The organism is Annamia dubia NIES-4383 (genome assembly GCF_055394725.1).
This window is the reverse complement of the sequence record NZ_AP025630.1, coordinates 258632-273474: the sequence shown is the minus strand read 5'-3', so window position 1 is coordinate 273474 and position 14843 is coordinate 258632. Positions and strand designations below refer to the sequence as shown.

At 31.6% G+C, this 14843-nt stretch carries 20 protein-coding genes; 4 read left to right on the top strand and 16 right to left on the bottom strand.

From position 1 onward, the window contains the following. Positions 1-52: 52 nt before the first annotated feature. The 8 genes from Anndu_RS01400 to Anndu_RS01365 all read right to left on the bottom strand — a co-directional run bounded on the left by Anndu_RS01400 (position 53) and on the right by Anndu_RS01365 (position 5889). A complete protein-coding gene (locus Anndu_RS01400) occupies positions 53-442 on the bottom strand; it encodes a DUF4878 domain-containing protein (RefSeq protein WP_464102654.1) in 390 nt (129 codons plus the stop codon). 2 nt (positions 443-444) lie between these two features. After that, on the bottom strand, positions 445-954 hold the full coding sequence (locus tag Anndu_RS01395; protein WP_464102653.1) for a YiiX/YebB-like N1pC/P60 family cysteine hydrolase: 510 nt from the start codon (positions 952-954) through the stop codon (positions 445-447). Positions 955-1144: 190 nt separating this feature from the next. After that, the gene (locus Anndu_RS01390) at positions 1145-1714 is read right to left on the bottom strand and encodes a DUF4340 domain-containing protein (protein WP_464102652.1); all 570 of its coding nucleotides are present in this window, start codon (positions 1712-1714) and stop codon (positions 1145-1147) included. Positions 1715-1761: 47 nt separating this feature from the next. Further along, positions 1762-2199: a VOC family protein gene (locus tag Anndu_RS01385; RefSeq protein ID WP_464102651.1), complete on the bottom strand. Its 438-nt coding sequence runs from the start codon at positions 2197-2199 to the stop codon at positions 1762-1764. A gap of 35 nt (positions 2200-2234) precedes the next feature. After that, complete coding sequence (locus Anndu_RS01380; RefSeq protein ID WP_464102650.1) at positions 2235-2873, bottom strand: phosphoribosyltransferase; 639 nt, start codon at positions 2871-2873, stop codon at positions 2235-2237. A 219-nt stretch (positions 2874-3092) separates the two neighbouring features. Next, on the bottom strand, positions 3093-4376 hold the full coding sequence (gene proA, locus Anndu_RS01375; RefSeq protein ID WP_464102649.1) for a glutamate-5-semialdehyde dehydrogenase: 1284 nt from the start codon (positions 4374-4376) through the stop codon (positions 3093-3095). 230 nt (positions 4377-4606) lie between these two features. Next, complete coding sequence (locus Anndu_RS01370; RefSeq protein ID WP_464102648.1) at positions 4607-5347, bottom strand: DUF561 domain-containing protein; 741 nt, start codon at positions 5345-5347, stop codon at positions 4607-4609. Between the two features lie 209 nt (positions 5348-5556). Continuing rightward, positions 5557-5889, bottom strand: coding sequence for a DUF3155 domain-containing protein (locus Anndu_RS01365; RefSeq protein WP_464102647.1), 333 nt, complete (start codon positions 5887-5889; stop codon positions 5557-5559). Positions 5890-6155: 266 nt separating this feature from the next. Here Anndu_RS01365 and Anndu_RS01360 point away from each other — a divergent pair, with 266 nt between their 5' ends. Further along, complete coding sequence (locus Anndu_RS01360) at positions 6156-6752, top strand: 7-carboxy-7-deazaguanine synthase QueE (protein ID WP_464102646.1); 597 nt, start codon at positions 6156-6158, stop codon at positions 6750-6752. A gap of 25 nt (positions 6753-6777) precedes the next feature. On the opposite strand, the gene Anndu_RS01355 is transcribed toward Anndu_RS01360, so the two are convergent. Continuing rightward, on the bottom strand, positions 6778-7044 hold the full coding sequence (locus tag Anndu_RS01355) for a TIGR02450 family Trp-rich protein (RefSeq protein ID WP_464102645.1): 267 nt from the start codon (positions 7042-7044) through the stop codon (positions 6778-6780). A gap of 177 nt (positions 7045-7221) precedes the next feature. On the opposite strand from Anndu_RS01355, the gene Anndu_RS01350 reads away from it, so the two are divergent. Beyond that, positions 7222-7755 carry a universal stress protein gene (locus tag Anndu_RS01350; RefSeq protein ID WP_464102644.1) on the top strand — a complete coding sequence of 178 codons (534 nt, stop codon included), beginning with the start codon at positions 7222-7224 and terminating at the stop codon, positions 7753-7755. A 51-nt stretch (positions 7756-7806) separates the two neighbouring features. Here the strand turns inward: Anndu_RS01350 and Anndu_RS01345 are convergent, their stop codons facing one another. After that, complete coding sequence (locus Anndu_RS01345; protein WP_464102643.1) at positions 7807-8157, bottom strand: cupin domain-containing protein; 351 nt, start codon at positions 8155-8157, stop codon at positions 7807-7809. A 33-nt stretch (positions 8158-8190) separates the two neighbouring features. Between Anndu_RS01345 and Anndu_RS01340 the strand changes: the two genes are divergently transcribed. Further along, positions 8191-8625 carry a DUF3750 domain-containing protein gene (locus Anndu_RS01340; RefSeq protein ID WP_464102642.1) on the top strand — a complete coding sequence of 145 codons (435 nt, stop codon included), beginning with the start codon at positions 8191-8193 and terminating at the stop codon, positions 8623-8625. A gap of 75 nt (positions 8626-8700) precedes the next feature. Here Anndu_RS01340 and psaK read toward each other — a convergent pair whose 3' ends face one another. Then, the gene (gene psaK / locus Anndu_RS01335; RefSeq protein ID WP_464102641.1) at positions 8701-8976 is read right to left on the bottom strand and encodes a photosystem I reaction center subunit PsaK; all 276 of its coding nucleotides are present in this window, start codon (positions 8974-8976) and stop codon (positions 8701-8703) included. A gap of 193 nt (positions 8977-9169) precedes the next feature. Here psaK and rsmD point away from each other — a divergent pair, with 193 nt between their 5' ends. After that, positions 9170-9718: a 16S rRNA (guanine(966)-N(2))-methyltransferase RsmD gene (gene rsmD, locus Anndu_RS01330; protein ID WP_464102640.1), complete on the top strand. Its 549-nt coding sequence runs from the start codon at positions 9170-9172 to the stop codon at positions 9716-9718. An 8-nt stretch (positions 9719-9726) separates the two neighbouring features. On the opposite strand, the gene Anndu_RS01325 is transcribed toward rsmD, so the two are convergent. The 5 genes from Anndu_RS01325 to Anndu_RS01305 all read right to left on the bottom strand — a co-directional run bounded on the left by Anndu_RS01325 (position 9727) and on the right by Anndu_RS01305 (position 14786). Further along, the gene (locus Anndu_RS01325) at positions 9727-10479 is read right to left on the bottom strand and encodes a potassium channel family protein (RefSeq protein WP_464102639.1); all 753 of its coding nucleotides are present in this window, start codon (positions 10477-10479) and stop codon (positions 9727-9729) included. Between the two features lie 61 nt (positions 10480-10540). After that, complete coding sequence (locus Anndu_RS01320) at positions 10541-11875, bottom strand: TrkH family potassium uptake protein (RefSeq protein WP_464102638.1); 1335 nt, start codon at positions 11873-11875, stop codon at positions 10541-10543. A 58-nt stretch (positions 11876-11933) separates the two neighbouring features. Next, positions 11934-12143 (bottom strand): sulfur carrier protein ThiS, encoded by a 210-nt coding sequence (thiS, locus tag Anndu_RS01315; protein WP_464102637.1) that lies wholly within the window; start codon positions 12141-12143, stop codon positions 11934-11936. A gap of 223 nt (positions 12144-12366) precedes the next feature. Next, positions 12367-13446, bottom strand: coding sequence for a thiamine phosphate synthase (locus Anndu_RS01310; protein ID WP_464102636.1), 1080 nt, complete (start codon positions 13444-13446; stop codon positions 12367-12369). A 77-nt stretch (positions 13447-13523) separates the two neighbouring features. Beyond that, positions 13524-14786, bottom strand: a complete 1263-nt coding sequence (locus tag Anndu_RS01305; RefSeq protein ID WP_464102635.1) for a tetratricopeptide repeat protein — start codon at positions 14784-14786, stop codon at positions 13524-13526. Positions 14787-14843 lie beyond the last annotated feature (57 nt).

Here is a 14843-nt window from a genome sequence, read left to right as displayed (position 1 = left end):
TTCCCCTCTCTTTGAAAATTAGAGGGGCTACAGGTAAATTAATCTTATCTTTTTATTTTCCAGTGGGAGTAATTTTCCATTCATCATTTTCTTTAATCAATTCAACAGTTTCAGTCTCTTTAGTACCATTACCAAATTCAATAGTATAACTAACTTTTGCCGTTTCTCCCGTGATTTCTTCTTGATCTATTTTAAATGATTTAATCCCCTGTTTTTCTTTCGTTTGTTTAACGGCTTCATTCATTAATAAATTCATTTTATCATCTGGCAAAGTGCTTTTAGCAGAGCCAGAAATTAAAATTTTAGCATCTTCAATTTCTCCTTTTTCTAAAGCCCGATGGAATTTTTCAACTGTTTTTCCAGGGCCTGCTTTAAAACAACTAGAAAGAATTATTGAAGTAGCAGTGAATAAACTTAAACTGATAAAATATCGGCGTTTCATAATTAATTTTCCTTAATTTTAAGTTGATAAATTTGTTCAAGATAATGACTTTTTAATAAGTCACTAGGTAACAAATATTTTTCTTGACCGGGTAAAATGGGAACATCAGAAAATTTGTTATCTACTAAGTCAATTCCAAAAGCTAAATATGTTCTCCAAACTAATTCCGTACAATAAAGACGATCTTGAGTTTTTAAGCTAAATTCTGTGTCAAAATATGTCTTTTTCTGTACATATTGATCGGCAATATTAGCTACTTTTTCTCTGATTAGATCATTACTATTTTTTAAACGGTAAATTGCGATCGCATTTGTTAATTCTGTTTTTAGAAAAGTTTCCAGATCTTCTCTTATTACTATCGCATCTTCACCAAAATTTTCTCCTGTGGAAGCATGAATGACAAAAGGACGATTATTGATCATTGTAATTATTCCCACATGGGAATAAAGGGTTGTTTTATCTATTTGAAATAAAGCTTGACCTAAAATTCCTTGTCCTCGTCTAAAAATCAAATCTCCCGACTTTAATATATTATAATCTATTGTTTTTATATATTGATAATTATTAATATTTTCTTTAGATTTAGATAATTGATAGAAACTAAAACTCACGCAAAATACAAAGATCAAACTGATAATTTGATATTTTTTTCTGCTCAAAAATAACTTAAAATAATTCACTAGATTATCCAATGATCAATGGTTAATTAGTTTCTTTAATTACCTGTTTTTTCCATTCTTCTAAAGGTCTTTCTACTCCATTTTTTAAACTAATTGGTAATAAATAAATAGTTAATTGATCAGTTTGAGGTGGATCAATTAAAGTATAAATAAACTGTTGATCAAAGTTTGTCTTTCCAAACATTAATTGATGAGTTTGATTATTTTTTAAAGTTATAGTTAACTTAGCACTAGGTTGATCTAAACCATAATTAATTTTTTCTTGACTAGAAATAGTAAAAAATTCTTTACTTTTCTCTCCAATTAAGGGAGTAATTAAATAAGAAACGGCCGCATCTTCTGCTTTAATATGATCAGGTTTAATCATCTGCCAAGGTAATAATTGATCAGAGGTTTTTTCAAATTCTAAAATTTCTTGACCTCTTTCTATTTTAAAACTTTTAATGTCACTTTCTGCAAAATTAAAGATTTTTTTATTTTTTGCTTGGACAATATTTTCCTGTGAATTTCCCTTAATTTCATAAATATAAACCAAACTACTTAATAAAATAGCGGTTATTAATAAAATTAAAGTATTTTTTTGTAATTTCATAATTACTTGTTTGAGGTTAAATTGTTAGTTAAAATCTGATTATCAATTTAAGTGCGATCGCCAATTTCTGTGTAATCTTTCCCGCCAAAAATAGCCTCAAAATGACGATAAAATTTTAACTCTAAAATATTATAAAAAGGGTCTTCTAAAAAGAAAGTTCGATGTTCAGTTAATTCACCTAAAAAACGAGTTTTTGGCTCTTGATAGAAAGATAAACCTTGATTTTTAACCCGATTTAAGAGATTTTCCCATTCAGATTCATCTAAAAATATTAAACCAAAATGACGTGGATAAATACTCTTAGCAGGGGTCAGATTTTCTTTAGTAACATGGGCGACAACTTGATGACCATAAAAATTAAAAATAACCGCTTGACGGTTTTCTCGTCCGACTTGACAGCCTAAACAATTTTGATAAAATTCTTTAGCTTTTTCAATATTATTAATGGGAATGGCTAGATGAAAAAGGGGTGATTGATAATTCATAATGTTTAATTTTTGAGAATTATTAATTAACTAAATTACAAAGACTTTAATAAGTGACAAACTTCTTCATCAGTTACTTGATAAAAATTATCATACCATAAACTAATTGAAGAAAAATAATCAGGTTTTAACAAACAAATTAATTGATCAACTTGTTTGGCTAAATAATCACAAACAGAGGGAGGGGCAACTGGTACAGCTATAATAATTTTAGCAGGTTTTTGATGTTTAATACTTAAAATGGCCGCTTCTAAAGTTGAGCCAGTGGCGATCCCATCATCTACTAAAATAATAGTTTTATTGTCTAAAATTGGCCAAGGTTTTTGCCCTCGATATTTTTGCGCTCGCCTTTTTAATTCTGTTGTTTCTTGTTCTTTAATCTGATTAAATATTTCTTTATTAATATGTAAATTATTTAAAATATCTTGATTAAAAACAACAATATTATCCATTGCGATCGCTCCCATAGCTAACTCTTTTTGATGGGGAACGCCAATTTTTCTGACTAAACAAAGATCTAAAGGAAGTTGAAGAAATTTAGCTATTTCAAAAGCAACAGGCACTCCTCCCCTTGGTAAAGCTAAGACTAAACCTTCTTGACAATTAGCATAAATAGCGAGTTTTCTTGCTAATAATTGACCTGCTTCTTGCCTATTTTTAAGTTTATTATTCATCTTCTTCTTCACTCCTTTAATTAATATTTATGGCTCTGTGAGTTTGATTATGACAAATTACTAACAAAAATGCCAGTTTAATAAAACTTTTCTTCTAAAATTATCGAAATTTGTTAAAGTATAACCATTCCTTTTGATTATTTATTAATATTTTTTAAATGATAAATCCCCCTTTTTAAAAGTAATTGAGGGGGATTTATTTCAAAAATAAGATCATTTTTAACTTAAATCTCGATGGGTAAAAGCTTTGGGATTATCTCCCGCATAAGTGGCGCAAATCTGCCCATTACCTGTTAAATGATATTTATATGTCACCAAGCCTTCTAAGCCCACCGGCCCACGAGGGGGCATTTTTTGGGTACTAATACCAACTTCTGCCCCAAAACCATAACGAAAACCATCGGCAAAACGGGTTGAACAATTATGATATACTCCGGCAGTATCAACTTGATTCATAAATAAATTGGCTATATTTTGATTTTCTGTGATAATTCCATCGGTATGTTTTGAGCCATATTGATTAATATGATTAATGGCATTTTCTACGGAATCAACAATTTTAATTGATAAGATTAAATCACTATATTCTGTTGTCCAATCTTCTTGAGTTGCGGGAATTAAATTAATAATTTGACAGGCTTTTTCATCACCTTTAACTTTAACATTTTTAGCTGTTAAAGCTTCAACAATTTTAGGTAAATATTGATCGGCAATTTTCTCATGAATTAATAAAGTTTCAATGGCATTACAAGCGGCCGGATATTGGGTTTTACTATCAACTGTAATGTTAATTGCCTTGTCTAAATCGGCTTGTTCATCTATGTATAAATGACAAATTCCATCGGCATGGCCTAAAACGGGAATTTTTGTATTTTCTTGAACGTATTTAACAAAAGAATTTGAACCTCTGGGAATAATTAAATCTACATATTGATCTAATTTTAAGAGTTCGCTAATTTCTTCTCTAGTGGTTAAAAGTTGCACCACATCGGGATTAACTTTAGTAGTTGCTAAAGCTTGATGAATGATTTTAACTAAAGTTTGACAAGAATTTAAGGCCTCCTTTCCTCCTTTTAAAATAACACCATTACTTGATTTTATTGCTAAACTGGTAATTTGAATTAAAGCATCGGGACGGGCTTCAAAAATTACTCCTAATACCCCTAAAGGGCAAGTAATTCTTTTTAGAATTAAGTCTTGATCTAATTCTCGATGAATGGAAATTTGACCGACCGGATCTGCTAATTTTTTAACATCTCTTACTCCTTTAATCGCACTTTTTAATTTATTTTCTCCTAATTGTAAACGGGCAGATAAAGCGGAGGAAATTTGATCTTTTTGTGCCTGTTCACAGTCTATTTTATTGGCTTTAATAATTTCATCACTATAATTTTCTAAGGCTTGGGCGATGGCCTCGATCGCTTCATTTTTTTCTTCAGTTGTTAATAAAGTTAATTGACGAGAAGCTAAACGAGTTTTTTGGGCAAGTTCGATTAAATTCATAAAATATAAAATATAAAATAAACTTTTTTTAATAAAATTTGAATAATTGCAATTATAGCAGTCCTAAATTGGTCGTGACCAAAAAGATTAACACTTTTGTTATTCGTTATTAGTTATTCGTAACAAGACTTTAACCGTCTTTTTTCTAATAATTGAACTTAAATTAAATTTAAAAAACTTCCGAAATAATTTATTTCAGAAGTTTTTTGAGTGGCTAATTATGATTAAAATTAAGCACAAACTTTAACCGAATTAACCTCTAAAGCCTCTACTAAACTGCGCATAGCCGCAATCATGGAAATTTCGTTATCTAATTTATTAATCGCAGATCCCACACCGATCCCACAAGCTCCGGCGGCGATCGCCATGGGAGCAGTCACATCAGATAAACCTGAAGCACATAAAACGGGTACGGATACCGCACGGGAAATAGCATGAGCCGCCGCTAGGGTGGGAGCGGCCTTTTCAATTAGTCCTAATGTACCAGCACTCACGGGATTACTGCTGGTGCCGCCTTCAGTTTGAATAATATCCGCACCTGCTTCCACAAGGGCGATGGCCAATTCAACCTGTTGATCTAAGGGTAAAAGATGGGGAACAGTGACAGAAAGGGTAATATTAGGTAATAAAGCGCGAGTTTGACGGGTTAAAGCCAACACTTCAGAAGCGCTAAAATGTCTACCTTGAGCATAAAAACAATCAAAATTACCAATTTCAATCAGATCCGCTCCAGCTTCCACTACCGCCGGAAATAATTGAGGCTCAACGGCTGAAACACAGATTGGTAAAGTGGTAACTTGACGAATGTGAGCAACTAAAGCCGGATCTGCGGCAATATCAACGAAAGTCGCACCACCAATTTCCGCCGCCTTAACAACACAAGTCACAAGTTGTTGATCGAAATTATTTAAACCGCTAATAATTTTGAGGGCTTTTCTTTGGTCAAAAGCCTGTTTTAAACGAATATCCATACCTTAATAATTAAGATTCTAAGAGTGAGTTTTCTTTAAAATTATACTTTACTAAATTTTTACCCCAAATGATCATCTTTTGGTATGATGAGAAAGAAGATTAACCAACAAAATTCCTAAAAATTTGAAAGCCCCACTCCCCTTAAGAGTAAGGCCTTTCCCCAGTCGGATCAACCAAGTTAAACAAATGAAAATCAAAGAGAATGATCTTATGGTATACTACTTGAGCGACGTGAGATTGCCACTGTGGTCTTCTTAATTTGAGGACTAATTGCCCTCAAACTAGGAAAAAGGAAATGGTTTTCTTCTACATATTGAGCGCCAAATAATCCTTTTTCAGCCCAGAAATATCGATCTGTTGTATGTTCGTTTCTTTTTACAATAACAACCGCCGGAGGTTGTATTCCCTTAGCTGAGATATACTTCCGTGCGGCTGTTACTGGTTTATCTTCACCACTCTCAATGTTAAACTGAGGGACTAATTCTAAAATTTTTCGTCCTTCTTGGCGGCGGCGACTTTTGCGTTTTCTTTTTCTGGCCAAGGCGGAATACCTCCTTTTGTCTTAAAGTTTTATTTTAAGTTTTATTTTAAGTTTTGTTTTTTGTTTTTTGAGATCAGATTGGTGTAAACTGAGTTACCAAGGTAATCACAAGTTACAAAAGTCGAGTATGATGATACACTATTTTTCAGGAAAAATCAAGGGGTCTGGCTGTCTTGTTCCACAAAATGATGTATTTGTCAATAGTCTAAGTAATTGATCTTATTCGTTTGATCGAATCAACTTTGTTGATTTTATTTTCTATTAATATGATAACCTATCCAATTGTCGAAAAATTCCATTCAATTCAGGGTGAAGGGGCATTTGTTGGGGTCAATGCCTTTTTTATTCGTTTGGGGGGGTGTGATGTTTATTGTCCTTGGTGTGATCAAAAGGAAACATGGACTCCCAAGGGACACCCTGTGCAAAATGCCATAGAATTAGCCCAAGAAGCAAAAACAGTTAATCCTCAAATTGTGATTATAACAGGGGGTGAGCCTCTGTTACATAATTTGACCCCATTAACAGAGGCTTTACATGAGCAAAATTTAAGAGTCCATTTGGAAACATCGGGCGCACATCCTTTTTCTGGTCAATTTGACTGGGTGACTTTTTCCCCTAAACCTTTTAAAATTCCTAATCAAAGTATTTATGATTATGTAAGTGAATTAAAGGTAGTTATTGCACAAAAAGAAGATTTCCAATGGGCTGAAAATGAGGCCGAAAAATTGCCCGTTGATACTTTAAAATTTTTACAACCCGAATGGAATACCAAAGAAAGTGAAAATTTAATTTTTGATTATGTTTTAAAACATCCTCAATGGCGAGTTAGTTTACAAACTCATAAATTTTTAAACATTAGATAAATCAATTTTTAGTTGTTAACTAAACTTACCTTATAATCAGATCAAAATTATCTTCGGGTTGTCTCATTTCTTCTAAAGTTTTCCAGCCCGGTGTCCATAAATTACGATCTTTCAATTGTTGGGCATTGACCCAAAAACGGGCATTTTTATCACAAGAAGCTACCATTTCCGCAAAGACCCATTCACCTTGATTTTTGCGGTTAATTACTTGAAAATGTCGCCACCCTAAAGTTCTTTGACAAGCTGTCCATTTTGACCCTAAAAGATAGGGAAATTTTTGTTTTTTAGCCATGATTTTTGAGGTTTTTTAATCTTAATTTAACATTGTCCATAATTTAGCAAAATTCAATAATTTGTGTAAATTAAAATATTAATTTATTACAATTTTTATCGAAAAGAGAAGATAAATCAAAATCTGTGTAAAGCTAGAATTAACAGACCCACTTGAAATCAGTCATGGGAGGTTAGTATGAATATATTATCTAAAGAATCAAAAAAAACTCCTAATCAAATTGATATTTGTGAGTTTAACAAAATTTTAATAGCTGTTGATTACTTTCCTTTTAATGAGGATATTTTTAATAAAGCTATTTCTCTTGCACAAAAATATCAGAGTCAATTAATGATTTTTCACTGTGTTGAAGGTGAATTTCAGGGGATTCCTGATGTGATGAATACCAGTAGCATTGGAGTTTATGGAGGTTTTTATTCAAGTGATTTAATTGTGTTATCGGAAAAATTAATTGAGGAAGCTAAAGAGGAAATGAATATTTGGTTAAAATCTTTAGGGGAAAAGGCTTTAGCTCAAGGTGTGATGGCTGAATGTGAGTATGAGGTGGGAGAGCCGGGCTACTTAATTTGTCAGAAAGCTCAGAAATGGGGGGCTAATTTAATTGTGATGGGGCGTAGAGGTCGCCGAGGTTTTTCTGAGTTTTTATTAGGTAGTGTTAGTAATTATGTATTACATCATGCCCATTGTTCGGTTTTAATTATTCAAAAATAAGTGATATTTCCAATTATTAATAATTAAAATTTAACAATGATTTTTTCTTTTTTAAATTAGATTAAAATGAATGGCTAACCAGATACAAGGAGGGTGATCGCTGGTATAATCTACTCGATGTTTGACATGACTTGGTATTAATAAATAATCCCCTGTTTTTAAGTGAAAATTACTACCATTTTCATAAGTTAAAATTGCTTCTCCCTGTAATAAAATGATCCATTCATTTTGAGGTTGATCATACCATTGATCGGGGGGGGTAATTTGTCCAGTGGAAATAATTTTTTCAATGAGCAAATTGGGTGAAGAAATGATTTTTTCAAATATTTCTGAATCGGTTTTTTGAGGAAAGGATAAAACCTCAAAAATATTAGATAATTTAAGGGATTTTTCTGGTATCATAAAATTAATTGTAGTTAAATTGTTAGTTAAAAGATGAAGACAATTATAGAATTAAGGGCGGCTAAAATTCCAGGAATTATTGGTTATGTTGCGGTACATTATTGGTTTGTAATTATTAGGGAAAATCAAAAAGATCGCTGGGAAATTTGGCAAGATCGCCACGTTAATCAACCTAGTTGGGGGCATTTACATAAGAATTTAATGTCTTATGAAAGTGGGGTGGGGAATGGTCAAAGTTGGGTAGAAAATGAGTGGCTAGAAGAAAAAGCTTTAATTTTAGCTAAAATTATTGAAAATAGCCCTTATGTTTATCAATATAATTATCTTTATCGTTATTATCCTGGCCCTAATAGTAATACTTATGTCCAATGGGTTTTAAATCAAGCTAACATTAATTATATTTTAGATCGAAAGGGAATTGGTAAAAATTATTTAGAGAAAAATATGCTTAAAAAATTTTTTTGTTAAGATCAATAATGTAGGAAAAAATCACTATTTTTTCCTACATTATTTTTGTGACAAGATATTAGGAAAAACTAAATTTTATAAAACTCCTGCATTAGATAATCCTAAAATAAATCCCGCACCTAAAATATGGCCAAAACTACCTGTTGCTAATAATTCAGCTAAACCAAAATTTTGCCAAATTTGAGGTTTGTTGACGGGTAAATTAGGCCCTTGACCTGCATTTTTAATCGCAAAACGACCGATCACAATTGCAAAAAGATTGGATAAAATCATCACGATCGCTACGGAAGGACTCCACTCAATTGTGTGAGGAATATTTGCAGAAACAGTAGCCAATAAATTAAACATCATTAAATTAATTTCTCCTTATTTTTTGTTAATAATTAAAAAATTATTAAACTTTTGTTTATCAAGAAAAAAGTTTTCTTTCTGCTATTTCACCACATAAATAAAAACTTGTCAAGTTTGTGTTAATAATTAACAAAAATTGCTATGATAGATTTTAACTGATTTTCTCAAAAATTATGCTTAAAAAATATTAACAATGACCACTAGAATTTATGGTAATCGTTTAATTAAAACTCTCACTGGACAAAATACTCGCCCTACTACTTCTAAAGTAAGAGAGGCTTTATTTAATATTTGGCAGGGTGAAATTGAAAATTGTTCTTGGTTAGATCTTTGTGCGGGAAATGGGGTAATGTCGGCCGAGGCTTTATGTCGTGGGGCGCAGGAAGTAATGGCGATCGAAAAAAATAATCAAGCTTGTCAAATTATCAAAGAAAATTTACAAATTGTGGCCAAAGCTGAACAAAATTTTAAAATATTAAAAGGTGATGTTTTAATTTATTTAAAGAAATTATCGCCAAAAACTTTTGATAAAATTTATTTTGATCCGCCTTATCAAAGTAATTTATATCAAAATGTATTAAATTTAATTGTGGAATTTAAGTTATTAAAAAATGAAGGTGAAATAGCGGTGGAATATGATCCAAAATTTTGGCAAGAAACTGAAATAAAAGGGTTAGAAATTACTCGCTCAAAAAATTATGGAAAAACCGCTTTATTGTTTTATCAATTGATAGTTAATTAGGGGTAAAATTAATCAAGGGGAAGACGTTTAATATCGTCATTTGAGCCGATCACAATCATAATTAAACCTTTTTGTAAAACTTTTTGGGGAATGGGGTTAATATCAAAACTTTCTCCATCCCCTACGGCTAAAACATTTAAGCCGTATTTATTTCTTAATTCTAATTCTAAAATTGTTTTTTGATTAAATTTTTCAGGTATTAAAATTTCAACAATACTATGATGGGGATCAATATCAAATCGATCTAAAATAGAAGGTTTTGTTAAGGTATGTGCCAATTGTACCCCCGCTTCATGTTCAGGGAAAATAACTTCATCTGCACCGACTTTTCTTAATAGTTTGCCATGAATTTCTGATGATGCTTTTGCTACAATGTGAGACACTCCTGCCTCTTTTAAATTAAGAGTAGTAACGATACTTTCTTCTAAATAATTACCGATGGCCACGATCACAGTATCAAATTCAAAAATACCCGATTCTTTTAAGGCTAAAGGATCGGTAGAATCTAATTGTAGAGCATCAGAAGCAATCTTTTCAACTACTGCTTGAGAGACTAAAGTTTTATCAATATCAGTGGCTAAAACTTGATAACCCATGTGGTATAAAGTTGAAGAAACTGCGCTCCCAAATCTTCCTAAACCAATCACAGCAAATTGATGATTTTCTTTTTTTAAACTGGTTAAAAACTTAAGGGATCTTTGGGTAATTCCAATTTTTACTGTCTTATCTTTATCGGTAAAATCTAATGGTTTGTTAGTCATATTTTTTGTGATTGGCTATTAATTATGGGTTATTATTTAACTGATTACTGATTACTGTATTTTAACCAACTAATAAATTTTCGGGAGGATAATTAATTAAACTGGGACGATTTTCTCCTAAAATCGCATTCATTAATAATAAGACTCCAACCCTTCCAGTATACATTGTTAAAATTAAAATTATTTTAGCTGATACTGATAATTTTGCGGTAATTCCTACGGAAAGTCCCACTGTTCCAAAAGCAGAAACTACTTCATATAAAATATTAATAAAATCAAATTCAGTGTTATCTAATAGAATTAAAAAGGTAGCAATAATAACGACTGTTGCTGATCCAAAAACAACGGCTACTGCTTTTAAAATTAAGGGAAAAGATACTTCTCTTTTATATAAAATTACTTGATCTTTGCCCCTTAAAACTGAATGGGTACAGTGGCTTAAAATGCGAATTGTAGTCGTTTTAATGCCTCCTCCTGTTCCGCTTGGACTAGCACCAATAAACATTAAACCAATGGTAATAAATAAAGATGTCATGGTCATTTTGCCAATATCAATACTATTAAAACCTGCGGTTCTGGTGGTGACAGATTGAAACCATGCGGTTAAAAATTTATCTTTTAAACTTAAATTTAAGAGGGTATCAGGGTTATTAAATTCTGTTAGAAAAAAGGCAATTGTTCCACCTATTAATAATACTAAAGTTGTGCTTATTGCTACTTTAAAATTAAGGGAAAAACTAAATTTTTGATTTTCTTTAGTTAATTTATTGCGCAAGAAAAAGAACATTTCCATAATAGTTTGATAACCAATTCCTCCAAAAACAATTAATCCGGTAATAGCTAAATTAACGATAATTGAAGATTGATAGGATACTAAATTATCTGGTAATAGGCCAAAACCTGCGTTATTCCAAGCACTAATGCTGTGAAAAATTGCCATCCAAATTCCTTGTAAACCTTCATATTTTTGCGAAAAAACAGAGAATAATAAAAAGATTCCTGTTAATTCAAAAATTAAAGTTGTCGCAAAAATTGATTTTACTAAACTCCGACTACCCTGTAAAAAAGGGCGATCAAATGAATCTTGAATCGCTAATTTTTGACGAAAATCAAATTTTTTGCCCATTAATAACATTAAAAATGTGGTCATCATCATATAACCAAAACCACCGATTGAAATTAATAAAGCAATGATCAATTGTCCCCAAAATGAAAAATAAGTACCCGTATCTACTACCACTAAACCTGTTACACAAACGGCTGAAGTTGAGGTAAAAAAGGCAACTAAGGGATTATTCCAAGTACCATCACTACTAGAAAATGGCATCATTAATAATAATGCACCAAAGGTAATTACGGTTATAAAACCAAAACAAATTGTTCTAGCTATAGTCATTTTATTTGTTATTTATTATTTGTTATTGATTGTTGGTCGCTGGTCACTGGTTACTGATCTACCCTCCTCCAACAATCGTCACAATTTCTAATTGATCTCCCTGTTTAATATTAGTATTTTGCCAAAATTGACGGTGTAAAATTTCACCATTATATTCAATCGCAATTAAACGGGGATTAAAATTTAATTGTTCTAATAGTTGGGGTAATAAAATATTAGATTCACAGGTACAATTTTGACCATTAACTTTTATATTAATTTGATTCATTAGATTTTTTATTTATTTTGAGTTAAAAGTCGGATATTTTTTATATCCATAAAGAATAACACTTAAATATATTAGCAATAAAATAAATTTGATTGCGGATAAATTATTTAAGGTTCACCCTAAAACTATTATTATCGCCTTGAAATGAATTTTAAGGCTAATACAATGACCTTCAATAAATTGAAGTTACACTGATCAAAGTTTCCCCTTTTTTTAGGATGATTTAGTACGATTTAACTTCTGTCAGCAGTCTGGGATTTCTTTGACGCAATAATTGAGATAAAAAATATTGTGTCATTAAATCGGGCTGTTCTGCTTCCATAATGGCACGAATGACCGCCACCCTTTTAACTCCGGCGTTTAATAGATCATTGAGATTATGATGATCTATACCACCGATCGCATACCAAGGAATCGGACAATGTGCCACCGCATGGGCAATATATTCATAACCCGATGCTTGTTTATCGGGTTTGATGGGTGTATTATACACCGCCCCTACCCCTAAATAGTCCGCCCCCTGTTCGATCGCCCTTGACATTTCCTCTGGATTACTGGTAGATTTACCAATGATTTTTTGTGAGCCTAATAACCTTCTGGCTACTTCAATGGGTAAATCTTCCTGTCCTAAGTGTACCCCATCGGCATTAACCGCTAAAGCTAAATCAATGCGATCATTTACAATAAATAAAGCGTTGTAATGGTGACATAATTGGCATAATTTGTGAGCATATTCAAACTTTAGCTGATCATCTATATTTTTATCCCGATATTGAACTAAGGTTAAACCCCCTTGTAAAGCCGACTCCACCACCGAAAACAGATTTTCACAGCCAGAAGTAATCAGATATAAATAAGCCCCCTGTAGCTTGTGATGGCGGGAATAGCCCATTAAATTACTTTCTAAAGTATAAACCCGATAACGCATCTGTTTAAAAGTTGTACCCATGTATGGATCGTATAACTTGCCGTATTCTTCCAATACCCTCAAAGCTTCCTGTACCCTGCATAAATTCGCCTGTAATACCGATTCTACCTGCTCCCGTGTCTCCTCTTGAGGGTGAGTTAATTCCGTTCCCACGTCTTCAATGGTATTTCTCGCCATGCGCAACTGGGGATGATGCCACCTTGCTAACTCCGCGCGCATTTCCTTACAATCATTGGTAAAACCGCTATGATTGAGGGCAAAACGACACCATTCTTCAATAATGCGCAACCCTTCCCTCGCGCGATCGAGATTAGCGTCTAAAATGCGATTAATGGCCGGATTAAGGAGTTTATAATAATTAATAGATTCACTCATATCAATATTTTAAATATTATTAAATAAAGTTATTTATTATTTGTCATTTGTCATTATGTTTAAACTATTTTTATAAATCAATTTATTATAGTATTTTGATTTAAAATTTGCTCCTCATTATTATTAAGATCATTATTAATATTAGATTGATTAGGATAAACATTATCAATTTTAGACTGAAAATAGGCCTGTTGATATTGCAAAGATTGGGCAATTTCTAAAGCCTCTTGAAAAGCATTAATAGCTTGAGGAAATTTGTTTTGCTCTTTATAAATATCCCCCATTTTATCATAAGTATTCATTAAACCATAATAATTATAAGAATGTTGCTCAACCTTTAATAACTCTTGATAAATTTGTAAAGCATAATCAAGATAACCTGATTTATAATATAAATTACCTAACTTTTGTAAAGCATCTCCCGCCACCGATAACTGTTGAATACCCCAAGCTAAAGTAAAAGCTTCTTGATAAATTTGACTAGCATTTTCTAACTGTTGTAAAATTTCATAATCTGTACCAATTTCAATTTTAATAATAGTTAATTTTTCTAATTCTTGATTTTCTAAATAGGTTTGAGCAATTTGTTGTTTAATTCTTAAAGCATTTTCTGTTTGAAAAGATTGATTATAAATATAAGCTAATTTTTCTAAATACATAAATTGATCATAAGAATTATTATTATCCGTAGCTATTTTTAATAATTCTTCATAAGTTTGAGCCGCCCCTAAATAATCAAGCCAATTTAAGTACAATTCCCCCATCATATTTAACACATTTTGTTGATCTAAAATATCATTTCTACTGATGGCTTGATCTAAGATTAATTGATAAATATTAAGGGCTTTTTCCTTATTTCTAACTGTGGCAAAAGCCGAGCCTAATTCTGTTAAAGTTTCCCGATCAAAATTATCTTTTTCTAAAGCAATAGTTTCCAATCTTTGATCAATATTTTTAACCTGAACTTTCCGGTTATTATCCCATGCAATTTGACCAATTTTAGCTAAAGTTTTAATTTCTTCTATTCTAGGCAAAGATTGAGCTAAAATTAAAATTTGATCCCAAATTTCAAAAGCTTCATCGGCCTTACCTTCCATTAATAAAGTTTGGGCTTGTTGATCTAATTTTGCTAAATTTTCTTTTAATAAAACTTCCTCTAAAGTAGTTAAAGATCTTTCTTGATTAGATTCTTCAGACTGTTCGATCGCAGAATTATTATTAATAGAATTACGAGAAGATTGAGCCAAGCTCATCGGTGTCATAAACCCTTGAAAAATGCCACTAATATTAATTAAAAATATTAATAAAATAGCTTGATTATGGTTAAATTGATTCATCATTTTTAATATGTCTTTGATAAAATTATAGTGTAGAGACGTTGGATCAAACGTCTCTCA

Coding starts and splice junctions, on each gene's coding strand:
- Anndu_RS01400 (WP_464102654.1), bottom strand. CDS start 442: ATGAAACGCCGATATTTTATCAGTTTAAGTTTATTCACTGCTACTTCA.
- Anndu_RS01390 (WP_464102652.1), bottom strand. CDS start 1,714: ATGAAATTACAAAAAAATACTTTAATTTTATTAATAACCGCTATTTTA.
- Anndu_RS01385 (WP_464102651.1), bottom strand. CDS start 2,199: ATGAATTATCAATCACCCCTTTTTCATCTAGCCATTCCCATTAATAAT.
- Anndu_RS01380 (WP_464102650.1), bottom strand. CDS start 2,873: ATGAATAATAAACTTAAAAATAGGCAAGAAGCAGGTCAATTATTAGCA.
- proA (WP_464102649.1), bottom strand. CDS start 4,376: ATGAATTTAATCGAACTTGCCCAAAAAACTCGTTTAGCTTCTCGTCAA.
- Anndu_RS01370 (WP_464102648.1), bottom strand. CDS start 5,347: ATGGATATTCGTTTAAAACAGGCTTTTGACCAAAGAAAAGCCCTCAAA.
- Anndu_RS01360 (WP_464102646.1), top strand. CDS start 6,156: ATGATAACCTATCCAATTGTCGAAAAATTCCATTCAATTCAGGGTGAA.
- Anndu_RS01355 (WP_464102645.1), bottom strand. CDS start 7,044: ATGGCTAAAAAACAAAAATTTCCCTATCTTTTAGGGTCAAAATGGACA.
- Anndu_RS01350 (WP_464102644.1), top strand. CDS start 7,222: ATGAATATATTATCTAAAGAATCAAAAAAAACTCCTAATCAAATTGAT.
- Anndu_RS01345 (WP_464102643.1), bottom strand. CDS start 8,157: ATGATACCAGAAAAATCCCTTAAATTATCTAATATTTTTGAGGTTTTA.
- Anndu_RS01340 (WP_464102642.1), top strand. CDS start 8,191: ATGAAGACAATTATAGAATTAAGGGCGGCTAAAATTCCAGGAATTATT.
- psaK (WP_464102641.1), bottom strand. CDS start 8,976: ATGATGTTTAATTTATTGGCTACTGTTTCTGCAAATATTCCTCACACA.
- rsmD (WP_464102640.1), top strand. CDS start 9,170: ATGACCACTAGAATTTATGGTAATCGTTTAATTAAAACTCTCACTGGA.
- Anndu_RS01325 (WP_464102639.1), bottom strand. CDS start 10,479: ATGACTAACAAACCATTAGATTTTACCGATAAAGATAAGACAGTAAAA.
- Anndu_RS01320 (WP_464102638.1), bottom strand. CDS start 11,875: ATGACTATAGCTAGAACAATTTGTTTTGGTTTTATAACCGTAATTACC.
- thiS (WP_464102637.1), bottom strand. CDS start 12,143: ATGAATCAAATTAATATAAAAGTTAATGGTCAAAATTGTACCTGTGAA.
- Anndu_RS01310 (WP_464102636.1), bottom strand. CDS start 13,446: ATGAGTGAATCTATTAATTATTATAAACTCCTTAATCCGGCCATTAAT.
- Anndu_RS01305 (WP_464102635.1), bottom strand. CDS start 14,786: ATGATGAATCAATTTAACCATAATCAAGCTATTTTATTAATATTTTTA.